Annotated in this window: 14 protein-coding genes; 13 read left to right on the plus strand and 1 reads right to left on the minus strand. The window is 51.8% G+C overall.

The window, feature by feature from the left end:
- Positions 1–197 precede the first annotated feature (197 nt).
- Positions 198–701: a YciE/YciF ferroxidase family protein gene (locus B0B12_RS03980; protein ID WP_076666175.1), complete on the plus strand. Its 504-nt coding sequence runs from the start codon at positions 198–200 to the stop codon at positions 699–701.
- 148 nt (positions 702–849) lie between these two features.
- Here B0B12_RS03980 and B0B12_RS03985 read toward each other — a convergent pair whose 3' ends face one another.
- On the minus strand, positions 850–2,652 hold the full coding sequence (locus B0B12_RS03985) for a M1 family metallopeptidase (protein ID WP_076666176.1): 1,803 nt from the start codon (positions 2,650–2,652) through the stop codon (positions 850–852).
- Positions 2,653–3,077: 425 nt separating this feature from the next.
- Here B0B12_RS03985 and B0B12_RS03990 point away from each other — a divergent pair, with 425 nt between their 5' ends.
- The 12 genes from B0B12_RS03990 to B0B12_RS04045 all read left to right on the plus strand — a co-directional run bounded on the left by B0B12_RS03990 (position 3,078) and on the right by B0B12_RS04045 (position 17,041).
- Positions 3,078–4,820 carry a L,D-transpeptidase family protein gene (locus B0B12_RS03990; RefSeq protein WP_076666177.1) on the plus strand — a complete coding sequence of 581 codons (1,743 nt, stop codon included), beginning with the start codon at positions 3,078–3,080 and terminating at the stop codon, positions 4,818–4,820.
- 28 nt (positions 4,821–4,848) lie between these two features.
- On the plus strand, positions 4,849–5,391 hold the full coding sequence (locus B0B12_RS03995) for a plastocyanin/azurin family copper-binding protein (RefSeq protein WP_244554586.1): 543 nt from the start codon (positions 4,849–4,851) through the stop codon (positions 5,389–5,391).
- Positions 5,392–5,561: 170 nt separating this feature from the next.
- On the plus strand, positions 5,562–6,266 hold the full coding sequence (locus B0B12_RS04000; protein WP_076666179.1) for a Crp/Fnr family transcriptional regulator: 705 nt from the start codon (positions 5,562–5,564) through the stop codon (positions 6,264–6,266).
- Positions 6,267–6,590: 324 nt separating this feature from the next.
- Complete coding sequence (locus B0B12_RS04005) at positions 6,591–8,999, plus strand: heavy metal translocating P-type ATPase (protein ID WP_076666180.1); 2,409 nt, start codon at positions 6,591–6,593, stop codon at positions 8,997–8,999.
- A 188-nt stretch (positions 9,000–9,187) separates the two neighbouring features.
- Positions 9,188–9,370 (plus strand): cbb3-type cytochrome oxidase assembly protein CcoS, encoded by a 183-nt coding sequence (gene ccoS, locus B0B12_RS04010; protein WP_076666181.1) that lies wholly within the window; start codon positions 9,188–9,190, stop codon positions 9,368–9,370.
- Between the two features lie 147 nt (positions 9,371–9,517).
- The gene (gene ccoN / locus B0B12_RS04015; RefSeq protein ID WP_083704071.1) at positions 9,518–11,698 is read left to right on the plus strand and encodes a cytochrome-c oxidase, cbb3-type subunit I; all 2,181 of its coding nucleotides are present in this window, start codon (positions 9,518–9,520) and stop codon (positions 11,696–11,698) included.
- A gap of 88 nt (positions 11,699–11,786) precedes the next feature.
- Positions 11,787–11,981 (plus strand): hypothetical protein, encoded by a 195-nt coding sequence (locus B0B12_RS04020; protein WP_076666182.1) that lies wholly within the window; start codon positions 11,787–11,789, stop codon positions 11,979–11,981.
- Between the two features lie 8 nt (positions 11,982–11,989).
- Positions 11,990–13,174 (plus strand): c-type cytochrome, encoded by a 1,185-nt coding sequence (locus B0B12_RS04025; protein WP_244554587.1) that lies wholly within the window; start codon positions 11,990–11,992, stop codon positions 13,172–13,174.
- 224 nt (positions 13,175–13,398) lie between these two features.
- A complete protein-coding gene (ccoG, locus tag B0B12_RS04030) occupies positions 13,399–14,805 on the plus strand; it encodes a cytochrome c oxidase accessory protein CcoG (protein WP_076666184.1) in 1,407 nt (468 codons plus the stop codon).
- Positions 14,806–14,846: 41 nt separating this feature from the next.
- Positions 14,847–15,311 carry a FixH family protein gene (locus B0B12_RS04035; protein ID WP_076666185.1) on the plus strand — a complete coding sequence of 155 codons (465 nt, stop codon included), beginning with the start codon at positions 14,847–14,849 and terminating at the stop codon, positions 15,309–15,311.
- Between the two features lie 4 nt (positions 15,312–15,315).
- Positions 15,316–16,032 carry a sulfite exporter TauE/SafE family protein gene (locus B0B12_RS04040; protein ID WP_076666186.1) on the plus strand — a complete coding sequence of 239 codons (717 nt, stop codon included), beginning with the start codon at positions 15,316–15,318 and terminating at the stop codon, positions 16,030–16,032.
- Between the two features lie 100 nt (positions 16,033–16,132).
- Positions 16,133–17,041, plus strand: a complete 909-nt coding sequence (locus tag B0B12_RS04045) for a universal stress protein (protein WP_076666187.1) — start codon at positions 16,133–16,135, stop codon at positions 17,039–17,041.
- Positions 17,042–17,045 lie beyond the last annotated feature (4 nt).

Consider the following 17,045-nt stretch of genomic DNA (forward strand, 5'->3'; position numbering starts at 1 on the left):
GCCTTTCTGTCAATTGCACAGGTATAGCTCCCACAAGAAAGATACCACATCCGGGGTATAGCCGAATATCATGTGATCTTACTATATATATTTTATCTAATAAAAATTACATTTTTAAACCTCCGTCTTAACCTCCCGTATAGTAATCTCACAAGCTTCGGCTTGCAATTATTTACGACGCTAAACCTTTCCAAGCTATGAAACTAAACAATCTGAATGACTTATTCATCCATGAACTAAAGGATATCTACAACGCTGAAAAGCAGATAACCAAGGCGCTTCCTTTAATGATGAAGCAGGCTTCGTCTACACAGTTAAAGAAAGCCTTTGAGATGCACCTCGGCGAGACAGAGAAACAAATTGAGCGGCTGGAGCAAGTCTTCGACCTCTTGGGCATGAAGGCCTCCGGAGAAAAGTGCAAAGCGATGGAAGGCATTATCCGGGAAGCACAGGACATGATGTCCGAAAACGCTGACTCGGAAGTGATGGACGCTGCCCTGATCGCTTCGGCCCAACGCGTGGAGCACTACGAAATTGCCGGCTACGGCACGCTTTGCACCTATGCCAAGCAGCTAGGCCACAAAGAGGTACTGAACCTGTTGCTCATGACGCTGGAAGAAGAGAAGGCAACTGACCTGAAATTGACAGATCTGGCTGAGAGCAAGATCAACATCAAGGCTGAACACAAAGGCACAAAATAAGGCCCTTCAAGACATACGGAAAAAAATCTGTCCTTTCCCCATGCTAACCAAGCTGGCCAGAAGGAGACAGATTTTTTCGTTTATACCTGTTTGCATCAAAAAAAGCCCCGCATCGCTGCAGGGCTTTTTTATGTCTGGTTGGCTATACCTATTTCAGCATGGCATCCAATGTGTTGGTGGACACGGCGTGGTAATTCGGCTTGGCCCTGCTATAGATTTCCTGGGCTTTTTTCTTGCCTGCCGGCGTTGCGGCCAACTCCTTATAGATTGGCACCAGGAATTTGCGGCGTCCTACATTGGTCAGGAAGTTGTCGAGCGCTTTGTCGGCAGCCGCGTAGTTATTGCGGATGGTGTGGATGAACCATGCGGCCAGCACCTCGGAGTTGCCCGAATTGGTAAAGCCGAAGGCCTTGTCCAGATCCGCCATCTGCTGCTGCGTCATCTGCTGAGGCAGCATACGGATAAAGTGCAGCCACTCGTGACTAGACCAGTCTTTGGTCTGCAGCTGAGCAGCCGGCTTACCGCCCTGCCAGGCCTTGAAGGATTCTTCTACCTGAGCAAATCGCTTAGAAGTTGGCTTCACATGGTCTTCCGGCAGACCCGGCGTATACACCCAGCCTTCAATATTGATCTGCTCGGCTATCTTCTCGTCGCCCTGAATCAGTTCTTTGCGCAGAAAATCCAGGAAAAGATTTGTGTTCGTGCTTTGGAAAGCGAAAGTCTGGAAGTACTTGTTCAGGAACTGATCGAAACGCTCGCGACCCACCACACGTTCCATGTTCTGTAGGAAGAAGTTGCCTTTCTCATATGCGATGTCGGTCAGGCCTTCGTCCGGATCACGGCCTTCCAGATCAAGTTTTAGGCGGGTGTCGTCGCTGTTTGGCCCCAGCTCCTGCAAGGTATTCTGCAGATCCTGGTAACCCAGTACGTTCAGCATATCGGCGTAATCCTTACCATAAATCTCCTCCATGATGCGGCGTTCGAAGTACACGGTAAAGCCCTCGTTCAGCCAGAAATCGTCCCAGGTACCATTGGTTACCAGGTTACCGCTCCAGCTATGCGCCAGCTCGTGCGCAATCAGGCTGGTGAGGGAGCGGTCTTTGGCCAGCACGGTCGGCGTCACAAAAGTCAGGCGCGGGTTTTCCATACCGCCGAAGGGGAAGGAAGGAGGCAACACGAGCAAATCGTAGCGATCCCAGCGGTACTTTCCATACAGTTTTTCGGCGGCTACCAGCATCTTGTCCATTTCGGCGAACTCGTACACGGCGGCATCGATGGTGGCAGGCTCAGCATAAATACCAGTCTGCTTCCCAATGGGTTTGAAAACCATGTCACCTACCGAAAGGGCCATCAGGTAAGAAGGGATTGCCTGGCGCATCTCGAAGGTATAGCGGCCGCTTTCGTTCTTCTGCTGTGGGTTATCGGCGCTCATCACGGCCATCAGTTCCTTAGGCACCTGCACACTGGCATTGTACGTAATGCGTATACCTGGGCTGTCCTGAATCGGAATCCAGGTGCGGGCCAAAATGGCCTGCGACTGCGTGAACAGGAAAGGGTGCTTCTTGCCGGCCGTCTGCTGCGGATTGAGCCACTGCAGCGCGTCCGCATTGGCGGTGGTGCGGTACTGGATGGTTACATAGTCCGTCTCCGGCTGTATGGCCACAATCAGCGGACGCCCCAAGAATTCTTTTTCATCGCCGAGCTTGAAGGTGGTCGGCGTCTGCTCTTTGCCCAGGTATACCTGCTCAATTTCGAGTCCGCGTGTATCGAAAACGATCTCGTTGCCTTTCGCCAGGTTTTCGATCTGGTAAGATGCTTTGCCGGAGATTTCCTTCTTATCAAAATTCACGGCAATGTCCAGGTCCAGGTGGCGAGCCACGGCCTCAGCGGGCCTGGCAAAACTGTGCACGTCAGTCGGTGTCTGGGCCATGCCTTGCTGTTCTGCTGTCATAGTTTCTTCTGTGGTAGTAGTTTGGGTGGAGCAGGCGCCTAGTTGTAAGCTGCTGGCCAAACCCAGTCCAAGTAAAAATTTACGGTATGGAGTCATTGTATACTTTGGTTGTAGGGTGGAAAGATACATTTTTTGACAGGAACTAGAAAGCATCCTCCTCAATCACATCGTCAGAGGAGCGAAGTACGTATGATGTTATAGGGTTTTCTGTATAAGCTATACCTGAATCAGGGCTCCGGATCTAGTTCTTAGCCCAACTGCCGATAAGCCTGTATGCGCATATATAGAACATTTTATACCTGTTTAAAGTACATAAAGCAAAATCAACATAAAAAGGCATTAGAGCAGACAAATAGCACAATTTTAAGCGAGGGTTTTCACCCGCATTATACCAAAAGCTCGCTAATGCCATTAAACCGACCAACATGAACCCTTACAACCTACAGAAATTTAAACCAATCGGGATAGCCCTCTTATGTCTGTTCGGACTTGCCTCCTGCAACAAAAGCGGCGACAGCAAAAAAGAAAACGGCGGCGTGAAGGAAATGCTGGGCCTCAACACCGTGGCCGCCACCGAAACCGACAGTCTCTACATCCGGGACTACATCAGCCAGCATAAGCAGTTTAAAGAGCACGAAGACCTCATCTACCTCTTTTACGGCGACCGCGACTATCGCCTGGGCTGGTTCAAGGGATCAGACCTGGTAGCGGAGTCGGAAAAACTACTGAGCACCCTCGACAACGCCTCTCAGGAAGGCCTGGACCCCAAAGAGTATAAAGTGGTGGCCATTGACGAAATGATCAGCCAATACAACGAATTAGGGCGCAAAGACTCCGCCCGACTGGAGCTGCAGCAGCAGATTGACATTGCCCTGACGGCCACGTACTTTAACTATGCCTCTGACTTTTACAGGGGCCGCATCGACCCCCGCAATGTGAAACAGGTGCAGTGGGGTGTGCGCAACAACAAAATAAAACTGCACAAGGCGCTGCAGACCATTTTGCGGGAGCGCGAAAGCACTTATCCATACTATGAGTTTGAGGCGCTGCACAAAGGCTATTCCGATCTACGCGACGCCTTGCAGAAATACCGCGAACTGGAGGAAAAAGGAGGCTGGGCCAAAGTGGAGCTTGGCAACCGGAAAATGCTGGTGAAAGGGGATACAGCCGCCGCTGTCGTGTCGCTGCGTCAGCGCCTGAACCTGGGCACGCAGATTAACGCCAAAGACCCGGCCATGCGCAAGTTCGACGATAAGCTGGAAGCGCAGGTGAAAGCTTTCCAGGAACTGCACGGCATTGTGCCAGATGGCAAGGTGGGCGGCAATACGCTGCGTACGATGAATGTGCCGGTAGAGGACCGAATCCAGCAGATCATGATGAACATGGAGCGCTGGCGCTGGATTCCTAAACGCCTCGTACCGAAGAGCCTGGACCAGAAATACATCTGGGTGAACATTCCGGAGTACAAACTCTACGTGTACGAAGACCCGAGTAACAGCCCGGAAGCAGAGCGCGAATACAAAAAGACCATGGAGATGAACGTGATCGTAGGCAAAACCATGCACTCCACGCCAATTTTTAGTGACAGAATGGAATACGTGGTACTGGCTCCTTATTGGAACGTGCCGAACAGTATTGTAGAGAAAGAGATTGCGCCTGGTATAATGCGCGAACCCGGTTACCTGGACAGACAGAACATGGAAGTGGTGACCAAAGAGCGCAACCCGAAGCAAGTTGATCCGGGTTCCATTGACTGGTCCTCTGTCACAGAAAAGAATTTCCCCTATATGGTACGCCAGCGTCCAGGTCCTAAGAACTCGCTCGGAACCATGAAGTTCCTGTTCCCGAACGAGCACGCCGTATACCTGCACGACACACCAACAGGTTCCTTATTCAGCCAGACCCAGCGCGGTTTCAGCCATGGCTGCGTCAGACTGGAGCGCCCTATGGACCTGGCGAAGTACGTCCTGAAGGACATGCCGGAGTGGAACGAAAGCCGTATCGAGGAAACCATCAATGGAGGTGAGGAGGTATGGATCACGCTGCCGAAAAAAGTGCAGGTATACCTGGTGTACTTCACCAGTTGGGTGGATGAGGACGGAAACGTGCATTTCCGCGACGACATCTACGGACACGACAAGCGACTGGAGCAGGAGCTTTTCAGCTAAACCGTAGGTATAGGTAATAACCCTTAACATGCGCGCTATGAAACAGCTAGGTATAGCAGGCCTGCTTGCTGCACTCATGTTTTTTGTCTCCTGCGGGGGAGAACGAGAGACAAGTGACAGGCCAGAAAAAATAACGGACGAGCCGCTGACGCAACGCCAGCAGGAGCCGGACACAACCCTGCAAGAGGTTGCCGAAGTAAATATTCGGGCAGTGGGAGGTGAGACACTGGAAAGTATGACCTACGACCAGGACACCATCCAAGTGAAAGTAGGTACGCTCGTGAAACTGACTTTCACGAACGAAGGCAAAGACCCCAAAATGATCTATAACCTGGTGTTTACCAGGGAAGGCTACTCAGCCCAGGCTGCTCAGAAGGGAGGAAAAGCCGGCGCATCGGGCAACTACTTGCCTGATAGCTCATTGTTGCTAGCTGCCACACCACTTGCCTTGCCCGGCCAATCCGTCAAGATGGAGTTTACTGCACCCGACTCAGCCGGCGTGTTTGAGTTTGTGAACACCTACCCAAGCGAAACACCGCTCATGAAAGGAAAGCTGATCGTCAAAGAATAAACCCGTTTCCGGGTACAGCACTCTGGAAAGCCTTTGCACAAAAGCAGGGGCTTTCTTTTTGATCTTTAACCACTTAGCAGGTATAGCCTGCGAACGAAATGCAAAATTTCCATGTTAGAAGGCATACGATGTTAGCGGGATTGCATACTTTTGCAGTATCCTGATTGCTTATGAAATTCACCAACCCCGACTGTCTGAACTGTTCGAGCCGAGCACACTCCCTGCTGAGCTGCTGCCGGGCGTCTGAGCTGGCGCACGTTTCTGAAACAAAATCGTGTTTCGCTTACAAAAAAGGGCAGCTGATCTTTCATGAGGGAGGCAAACCGACGGGCCTTTACTGCATTAACACCGGCAAGATCAAAATAGCCAAGCTTGGCAGTGACGGCAAAGAGCAGATTGTGCGCCTTGCAAAACCCGGCGACCTGATCGGATACCGTGCTCTGATGGCCGACTCCAATTACTCAGCCTCGGCTGTTGCGCTCGAAGATGCCGTGATCTGTTTCATTCCCCGTTCGCAGTTCCTGGAGCTGATCAGCCAGAACGTGGAGTTTGCGGGTGGTTTGATGAAACTAATTTCGAACGCTTTGGGAGAGGCGGAGGAGCGCATGGTGCAGATGGCCTACAAGCCGGTGCGCGAACGTCTGGCCGAGGCCCTGCTGCTGCTTCAGAAAACCTACCAGGAGCGCGAAGAGGGCGACCAGTTCACCATCTCCATTTCCCGCGAAGACCTGGCCTCCATCGTTGGCACCGCCAAGGAAACCACCATTCGTCTGCTTTCGGAATTCAAGGAAGAAGGGCTGATTACAGCCAAAGGCAGCTCCATTACCATCCTGGACCACGAGCGGCTATACAAGATCAGCCACATGTACGACTAAGCCAACCGGCGCTAGTAGGTATAAGGCATAAAGTATGGGCAATAAAAAACGGCAACCGTAAAACGCCTGCCGTTATTGTAGCTCAGTCTCTCCTCTAAGCTAAATCACCTTATACTAAACACTAAACTTTAATCACAAAACAATATCTTGAAGGGTTTGCAGTACTTGGCTGCTTGCCTTATTTGTCATTGTTGATGTTACAAAGGTCGGCCATCCGCCCGGACTATGCACTGAGGTATATCAGTTCAGAAAGTGACATGCATCATCTTTTAGGCTTTTGCATCCAATTACCTTTGTCTCAGACATTAATAAAGGATAATTGTGATGGAAGCCGCACTCCAAACCAATATTCAGAACTGCTACCACTGCGGGGATTCCTGCGGTGACGAGCCCATTGTAGCGCATGAAAAAGCTTTCTGCTGCGATGGGTGTAAAGCCGTTTATGAACTTTTAGAAGAGAACAACCTCTGTACCTATTATAACCTGGAAGAGAGCCCGGGCCTGTCTGGCAAGAAGCCTGTTTCAGAGGCTCGTTTTGCTTACCTCGACGATCCGGGGGTAGAGGCGCAGCTCATCAACTTCCGCAGCGACAAGATCTGTAAACTGACCTTCTACATTCCACAGATGCACTGCAGTTCCTGTATCTGGCTGTTGGAAAACCTCTTTAAGCTGAACCCAGGTATAGCCGAGACTACGGTGAACTTCATGCGCAAAGAAGTGGCGCTCACCTACCTGCACGAGAAAACCTCGCTGCGTGAAGTGGTGGAGCTGTTGACCCGCATCGGTTATGAGCCTGCTATTACGCTGGCTGATACCGACGGCAAGAAAACGACCAAGAAAAGTCGCACCATCATTTATAAGCTAGGTATAGCGGGCTTTGCGTTTGGTAACGTCATGCTGCTGGCCTTCCCAGATTACCTGGACTTCACTCAGGGGCTGCAGCATAGCTTCGGATCCTTCTTCGGCTACCTGAGTATCCTGCTGTCTATACCTGTGTTCTTCTACAGCGCCCGTGGTTTCTTTACATCGGCCTGGGAAGGCATCAAGCAGCGCATGGTCAATATCGACCTGCCGATCTCCACGGGTCTGCTGGCGCTCTTCTTTGTGTCGTTGTTTGACATCCTCACCGGCCGCGGGCCCGGCTACCTCGATTCATTCACAGGCCTGGTGTTCTTCATGCTGATCGGCAAGTACTTTCAGCAGCGCACCTACGACTCTCTGTCTTTCGACCGCGACTATACCGCCTACTTCCCGGTTTCTATCACTGTGTTGAAAGAGAACGGTGAGGAAAGCTCAACAGCGGTACGAAACCTTCAGGTAGGAGACCGCATCCGTATTCGGAACCAGGAGCTTATACCTGCCGACGCCATTCTGCTGCGCGGCCGCGCCATGATCGATTACAGCTTTGTATCCGGTGAGTCTGAACCGGTAGAAAAGGTGATGGGCGAAGTGATTTACGCCGGTGGCCGTCAGGTAGGCGAGAGCATCGAAATGGAAGTAGTGAAAGAGGTGTCGCAGGGCTACCTGACGCAGCTTTGGAACGATACCGTTTTCTCCAAAAACGAAGAGCAGTACCTGCATACCTACTCCAACATCGCAGGCAAGTGGTTCATCATCGTGACGCTGCTGGTGGCCGCCGGAGCGCTCATTTACTGGGTGCCCCGCGACATGGACATTGCCATGAAGGCCTTTACCTCAGTGCTCATCATTGCTTGTCCTTGTGCCCTGTCACTGGCAACGCCTTTTGTGCACGGACATACCATGCGTGTGTTCGGACGCAATAAGTTTTACCTCAAAAACACCGGTGTAGTAGAGCGACTTGCCAAGATCGACACCGTGGTGTTCGACAAAACCGGTACGCTGACAGAACCGAGTGAAGCGGAAGTAACCTACACAGGCAAAGTGCTTTCAGCGGAGCAGAAGCAAGCGATACTTTCAGTCCTCCGTCACTCCACGCACCCGCTTAGCCAACGCATCAGCGAGACAATGAAGGGCAATTCCGCTCCGGTTTCAAAGTTTCAGGAGTTTACTGGAAAGGGTCTGGCAGGTGAAGTGAACGGCAAACTGGTTCGTATCGGTTCTGCCTCATACCTGGGCGTTCCGACTGATAAGCAAAAAGACACACTCAAAACTACCGTTTATGTTTCCATCGACGGGGTGGTGTTGGGTTACTATACCTTCTACAACGTGTACCGCGATGGCCTGAAGGATGTGCTCTCAGGTATAAGCGACAAGAAAATAGCCGTGTTGTCGGGTGACAATGACCACGAGGCGGCCCGCTTGCGTGAGCTACTGGGCGAAGAAGCCGAACTGAACTTCAATCAGTCGCCGGTGCAGAAGCTGGAATACATCCAACAACTGAAGGAGCACGGTAACCGCAAGGTGCTGATGGTAGGGGACGGCCTCAACGATGCCGGTGCCTTGAAGCAGAGTGACGCAGGTATAGCCCTGAGTAACAGCGTGACCAACTTCTCACCGTCCTGCGACGCCATCCTGGATGCCGAGTCCTTCGACAAGCTGAGTACTTTCCTGAACTTCTCGAAAAAGACCATGAAACTGATCCTGCTCACCTTCGCCGTGTCGCTGGTCTACAACGTGGTCGGGCTGACGGTAGCTGTGATGGGACTATTTACGCCGATTGTATCTGCCATCCTCATGCCGATCAGCACGCTCAGTGTGATGACCTTCGCCACACTTTCCGTGAAGTACGCCGCCAAAAAAGCAGGTTTGTAAATAATGACTAATGAGTGACGATTAATGAATAATGTATAAAAATGAGGTGAGTGGTAAGTGTATTTCGGGCTAAAGCATTGAGTTAGGACTCAGTCTAGTTGGTCATATCACCACCCATTAATCATTACCTATTAATCATTAATCATTAACTCAACCACTCAATCGCTAACTCACTAAATCCAACACCCATGTATATCATATTCATTTTGATCGCCATAAGCGTGCTGGTGGCAGCCGCTTTTCTGGGGGCCTTTCTGTGGGCCGTTCGCTCCGGGCAGTACGACGACGATTATACGCCGGCCGTGCGCATGCTTTTCGAAAACGAAGCAGGCAGCGGGCCAAAAACCGAAAAAACTAGCCAGAAGCAGTAATTGGGCGTGCTCATTACTGATGACAATCACCTGGAAGAATGACATTGGTCATCTTTTGAGATAGGCCGATTTCTCAATTTTGCACATGATTTTAGAGCAAACAAACAGTATTTCACAACACACCTTAACCAATGGAGGACACCGCACATGTCAACTAATGCAGGAACTGTCTTAGAGCCGAGCCCGAAACGGGTAGGTCAGGATTCTGGGGGCATCGAATCCTTTTTCTACGACAACAAGATCGTTCGCGACTTCGGCATTGCCACCGTATTTTGGGGCGTTGCCGGCATGATCATCGGTACGCTGATCGCTTTCCAGCTCGCAAACCCCGACATGAACCTGGGCAACCAGTACACCACTTTTGGCCGTATCAGGCCGCTGCACACCAATGCCGTGATCTTTGCCTTCGTGGGTAATGCCATCTTCATGGGTGTGTACTACTCGCTGCAGCGCCTTTGTAAGTCGCGCATGTACAGTGACCTGCTGAGCAAACTCAACTTCTGGGGCTGGCAGCTGATCATTGTGGCGGCGCTAATCACGCTTCCATTGGGTATTACAACATCTAAAGAATACGCCGAATTGGAGTGGCCTATCGACATAGCTATCACGCTGGTATGGGTGGTATTCGGCTGGAACATGTTCGGTACCATCGCCAAGCGTCGTGAGAAGCACATGTACGTAGCCATCTGGTTCTACATTGCCACTTTCCTGACAGTAGCGGTACTCCATATTGTAAACTCTTACGAAATACCTGTTACGTTCTGGAAAAGCTACTCTGGCTACGCTGGAGTGCAGGATGCGCTGGTACAGTGGTGGTATGGCCACAACGCGGTAGCGTTCTTCCTGACCACACCGTTCCTGGGCCTGATGTACTACTTCCTGCCAAAGGCTGCCAATCGTCCGGTATACTCTTACCGCCTGTCCATCATTCACTTCTGGTCGCTGATCTTCATCTACATTTGGGCTGGTCCGCACCACTTGCTGTATACCTCACTGCCTGATTGGGCACAGTCACTGGGCGTTGTTTTCTCTGTGATGCTGATCGCGCCAAGCTGGGGCGGTATGATCAACGGTCTGTTGACGCTGCGTGGTGCCTGGGACAAGGTGCGTGAAGAGCCGGTACTGAAGTTCATGGTTGTAGCGATCACTGCTTACGGTATGGCTACTTTCGAAGGCCCAATGCTGTCGTTGAAGAACGTGAACGCTATCGCGCACTTTACGGACTGGATCGTAGCACACGTGCACGTAGGTGCCCTGGGCTGGAACGGCTTCCTGACCTTCGCGATGCTGTACTGGTTGTTCCCACGCCTGTATAAAACACAACTGCACTCCAAGAAGCTGGCTAACGCGCACTTCTGGCTGGGCACATTGGGTATCCTGTTCTACGCTATACCTATGTACTGGGCAGGATTCACACAAGGCCTGATGTGGAAACAGTTCACCCCAGAAGGAACGCTTCAGTACTCTAACTTCCTGGAGACAGTACTGCAAATTGTTCCGATGTACTACCTGCGCGGTATTGGCGGTGTGCTATACCTGAGCGGTGTGTTCCTGATGATCTACAACCTGTACAAGACGGCTAAGTCTGGTGCTTTGGAAGCCAACGAGGCAGCAGTAGCTCCTCCGGTTGTGAAAGAAGCAAGCCACAACGCCGGTCACTGGCACAGCTGGATTGAGAAACGCCCAATGCAAATGGCAGTTTGGGCAACCATAGCGATCCTGATTGGTGGTCTGGTAGAATTTATACCTGCCTTCGTGATCAAGTCGAACGTGCCGACCATCGCCAGTGTGAAGCCTTATACCTCACTCGAACTGCAGGGACGTGACCTGTACATCAAAGAAGGCTGTGTGAACTGCCATACGCAAATGGTTCGTCCGTTCCGCTCTGAGACAGAACGCTACGGCGAGTACTCCAAAGCGGGTGAGTTCGTGTACGACCACAACTTCCTGTGGGGCTCCAAGCGTACCGGTCCGGACTTGCACCGTGTAGGCGGCAAGTACCCGCACAGCTGGCACTACCACCACATGCTCGACCCGACTTCCATGTCACCAGGCTCCATCATGCCAGCTTACCCTTGGTTGTTTGAGCAGGACGTGGACCTAAGCACCACACAGAAGAAACTCGAAGTGCTGAAGCAACTGGGCGTGCCTTACGAGGACGAGTACATCGCCAATGCAAACGAGGAGCTGATGAAGCAGGCAAAAGCAATCACCGCCGACCTGGCCAAAGAAGGCCTGGAAGTGCGACCTGAAAGCGAGATCGTGGCCATGATCGCCTACCTGCAGCGTCTGGGTACTGATATTAAGGTAAAGGAAACACAGGAGTAACTAAAACGACACAAGTATTACGTATCACGACACTCGACTAAAAAACAGGTCTTGATACGTGATACGAGTGTCGAAAAAATAAAAAGCCATGTACAAGAACGTGTTACAAGCCATAGATGGCATTGAAATATACCCGCTTATCTCATTCACCATCTTCTTTCTATTTTTCCTGGGGCTGTTGGTTTATGTGGCCCTGATGAGAAAGGAGTATGTGAGCAACATGAGCAGCTTAGCCTGTGCCGACGAAGACGAAGATCAAACAATAGGAGGGAACAGACAATGAAATCTCCCATGACAAAACTGAGACAACTGGCCCTGGCGGCCGGCTTTGTCCTGATGACGGGTGCCTCGGCATTTGCGCAGGATGCGGTGCAGGGTAAGAAAATCTTTGAAGGAAACTGTACCGCCTGCCACAGCATCGATGCTGATGTAGTAGGGCCAGCCCTCAAAGACGTGCACGAGCGTCGCGGCGACGAATGGTTGCACAAGTTTATCAAGAACTCGCAGGAGCTGATCGCGTCGGGTGATGCAGATGCTGTAGCCGTTTACGAGAAGTTCAACAAAATGCCAATGCCGGCCTTTGGAGGTTCTCTTACTGATGACGACATTAACCATGTGATCGCCTACATCAAAGAAGCCAGCGCCGCTGCACCAGCTGTTGTAGTAGAGCCGGCAGCCACCGAAACGGCTGAGGCTACTCCGGCGGCCACACCGCAAGAGGTTGCCTTCATGGACCTGCCGCCCATCGTGCATTTCATCTACGGCCTGGTTGGCCTGATCATCCTGCTGATTGTGGTGGTTCTCGTGATGCTGTTCCGAGTGATCGTGCCGATGATGGGCGACTCGCTGAAGGACGAGGAATTCCAGTCCACTTTCTCTGGCCGCGTATATGCGTTGCTGAGCGGTGATGCCACCGTGATGACGGGTAAGGCAAAAGACGTTATTCACTCCAACCACGACTTCGACGGCATACAGGAGTACGACAACGACCTGCCACCGTGGTGGAAGTACATGTTCTATGTGACCATCGTGTTCGCAGTGGGCTACATGCTGCACTACCACGTGTTCAGAACCGGTGCGCTGCAGACAGAGGAGTACGAGATGGAAATGGCGCAGGCAGCCCTGATTGCCGCTCAGAACGTGGAAGATCCGAATGCGGTTACCAATTTCGAAGTGCTGACAGATGCTTCAGCCCTGGAGTCGGGCAAAGCTATCTACCTGCAGAACTGCGCGGCCTGCCACGGCCAGGCCGGCGAAGGCACGGTGGGTCCTAACCTGACGGACGAGTACTGGCTGCACGGTGGCGACGTGAACGACATTTTCAAAACGGTGAAGTTCGGGGTGCCAAGCAAAGGCATGGTGCCTTGGCAGGGCAAGCTAACCAAAGACCAGATGCTGGAAGTGAGCAGCTACATACTGTCACTGCAGGGTAGCAACCCGCCAAATGCCAAGGAGGCGCAGGGCGAAAAAGAATAAATCAACCCTTTTTGATTGGAAAGGCGGGTATTCCGAAAGGAGTGCCTGCCTTTTATCATATCAAGGCCATTACTGATGACAATCACTCCAAAGAATGATATTGGTCATCTTTTTCAAGAGGCCGAATGCTGAATTTTGTAGCAGTAAAGAACGGCACTTATCCGGCTTTGCTGCTTAATTTTTCATTCACAGGCAGGATTAATATCCGCACAAATTAAACTGCCATGGCAACTAAACTGGGTACTTCGCGAGAAGAGTTTCGCGATCATATCTCGACAGTAGACGAGCACGGGAAACGGGTATGGATCTACCCGAAAAAGCCCAAAGGCAAACTCTACGATTACCGCAAATGGGTGAGCTACGGTCTGTTGGCTTTCCTGTTCGCAGGTCCTTTTATCAAAATCAACGGGCTGCCGCTGCTGATGCTTAACGTGGTCGAGCGCAAGTTCGTGATCTTCGGCGTGCTGTTCTGGCCGCAGGACTTCTTCATTCTGGTACTCGCATTCCTGGCGCTGGTCGTGTTCATCATCCTGTTCACGGTCATCTACGGCAGGCTTTTTTGTGGCTGGGTCTGTCCGCAGACCATCTTCCTCGAAATGGTTTTCCGCCGCATCGAGTACCTGATCGAGGGTGACTACACCAAACAGCGGGCGCTGAACAAAATGCCCTGGAATACCGAGAAGATCCTGAAGAAAGGCTCCAAGACCGCTGTTTTCCTGCTGATTTCCTTTCTGATCTCCAACCTGTTCCTGGCCTATGTGATAGGTATAGACGAACTGAAGAAAGTGATTGTGGAAGGCCCGATCAACCACATGGCTGGCTTTGGTGCTTTGGTGGCTTTCACAGGCGTATTCTACTGGGTGTTCGCTTACTTCCGCGAGCAGGTATGTACCATTGTTTGTCCCTACGGGCGCCTGCAGGGCGTGATGCTCGACAAGAAAAGCCTGACGGTGGCCTATGACTACGGACGGGGAGAGCCGCGCGGCAAGTTGCGCAAAGGGCAGGAGCGAACCGAAGGCGACTGTATCGATTGTCACCAGTGCGTGCAGGTATGCCCGACAGGTATAGACATCCGCAACGGAGCGCAGCAGCTCGAGTGCATCAACTGTACCGCCTGCATCGACGCCTGCAACGACATCATGCGCATGATCGACAAGCCAGAGGGGCTTATCCGTTACGATTCTGAAGAAGCCATTGCCGAAGGTCGCCAGTGGAAGCTCTTCACACCGCGTGTAATGGGCTACAGCGCTGTGCTGTTACTGCTGATGGTCGCGCTGACAACCCTGTTGCTGACGCGCGACGAAGCACAGGCCACGATATTGCGCACACCGGGCCAGCTATACCAGAAAACAGAGCAGGGTACTGTGAAAAACCTTTACAACATTTCGGTGATAAATAAAACCAATCATGAGATGCCACTGACCCTGAAATTGCTTGACAAAGACGGCAAGATCCAGATGGTGGGTAGTGAACTGGTACTGCCAGCGCAGGGCAAGGCTGATGGCGTATTCTTCGCAGAGATTCCGCAAAATCAACTGACAGGTATGAACGCCAAAATAGAGATCGGGGTGTACCACGGGGATGAACTGGTTACCACTCAGGACACCAAGTTTTTAGCCCCAGCCAAGTAAAAACAGCTTTAATACAGCTCATCAATTCAAGCGAATTCATCATGAAAACTGAAAATAAAAAATTCACCTTCTGGCCTTATGCCATCGTCATCGGGCTGGTATCCTTCATGGCGTACATCATTTACTTTGTGGTACAGGCCATGAACCAGGATGTGGACCTGGTGAGCAAAGACTACTACGCCCAGGAAATTGCCTTCCAGGACCAGATTGACCGCGTGCGCCGCACTCAGGCGCTGGGCGATGTGATGCTGCAGTACAACCAGGAGGCAGGCAACATTCTGCTGCAAGTACCGGCCACTTACGAAGACAAAAAGCTGAACGGCACTATCACGCTGTTCCGTCCGTCGGATGACAAACTCGACAAGCAGTTGCCTTTACAGCTTGGTCGGGACAAGAGCCAGCTTATTGAAGTGGGCGACCTGGAGAAAGGACTTTGGAAAGTTCGCGTGAACTTCAGTGACGGGGCCGAAGCATATTATTCAGAGAAAACATTCCAAATAAAATAAGGCCATGATCTGGGCAGGATTTCTATTTGGCTTACTAGGCAGTTTCCATTGTGTTGGGATGTGCGGCCCTATAGCAATGGCGCTACCATTTGTCGGGAGCTCTGGCTGGCGTTACTACGTCGGCCGGCTCCTGTACAATGGTGGTCGTATCGTTACGTACGCATCCTTGGGCGCGCTCGCAGGCGCCTTCGGTCAGTCCCTCGAAATGGCAGGTTTGCAACAGACCGTTTCGATTGTATCCGGCGTGATGATCTTGCTCATGCTCGTGTTGCCGGCCGCTCTCAAAGGGAGGGCCTCCAATGCGATGGGGACAGACAAAGTAATGGTCTGGGTGCGCAAAAAGCTGGGCTATTACTTTCAGAAAAACTCTTTGGGCTCACTTTTCATGGTGGGTGTGCTTAATGGTTTACTTCCCTGCGGATTTGTCTACATCGCCCTGGCCGGTGCCATCAGTGCGCCAGGTATAGGCGGCGCCATGCTCTACATGGCCCTCTTCGGTCTGGGCACTTTCCCGCTGATGTACCTTGTGTCGCTATCGGGCAAGCTCATCAGCCTGAAGGTGCGGGGCATATTTAACCGGGCGGTACCGTATGTGGGCATGGCGCTGGCGGTGCTCTTCATCGTGCGAGGTCTTGGCCTGGGTATACCTTACCTCAGCCCTAAAGTCGTGCAGACGGCGCAGCACACCACCGAAATGAGCTGCTGCTCCAAGCCGAAATAAATCTAACAGCAATACTGTTAAAAGTCACTTTTTCGGGTGATGCAACTCACTGCACCCGAAAGGGCCTTCCTATACCTTTACGACACTAACCATAATGACTATGATAACGCTATCGCAGACAAAGCGCATCCTGGTTCCGCTGGAACTGAACGAGACAGGTGAGGACCTGTTGAACTATGCCGGTAAACTGGCACATGCACTGGGTGCGGAGCTATACCTGTTCCATGCCTGCAAAATGGCCGACATGACATTCACCCAGCAAAGTAACTGTATCCAGAAGCTTCGATCTTTTACCGAACGCGTGTTCAGTCGGGAGCTCAAGACTTCTAAAGTTACCGTGCCCTTCGATTGTGTGGTGCGCCCCGGCCAAATACGCGACAGTATTCAGGCGGTGGTGCAGGATTACCAGATCGACCTGATGCTGATGGACGCCGGTGCGCGGGCTAACAATGGGTTAACAGGAGAAGCAGCAGAGCTAGCCGCCACCATTATGGACCTCGTTCCGTGCCCGGTGATGGTGTTGCCTGACAAGGTTCGTTATAAAAAACTGAAGCACCTGGTTTTTGCAACCGACTTTACAGACCAGGACCAGCGGGTGCTGTTCCGCATAGCAGACCTGGCACAGCAGCTGAAGGCCAAATTAACCCTTGTGCAGGTATACGGCGAGGAGGAGCGCTCCCAGTGGTGTACCTATCAAACAGCCATGCTGGAGCTCGAAAAGCAGTTAAAAGGCCGCAAGGTTGCTTTCCGGTTGCTGGAGGAAGAGGACGTACTGGAGGGCATCAGCGAGTTTTCGGAGGAAGAGTCGGCAGACATGCTGATACTGGCCACGCAGGACAATTACCTGCTGGAGCGCCTTTTCAGCACGAACTACATGAAGACCATGGCATTTCACACGCGCATTCCGCTGCTGACCTACCGACAGTTCAAGAAGAAGCCATGCTCTGGCTGTTGTGCGAACTGCAAGAGCAAGAAGGCACAAATGGAATTGCAAGCTATAAACGTGTAAACGA

The organism is Pontibacter indicus (assembly GCF_900156345.1).
Classification (GTDB): domain Bacteria; phylum Bacteroidota; class Bacteroidia; order Cytophagales; family Hymenobacteraceae; genus Pontibacter; species Pontibacter indicus.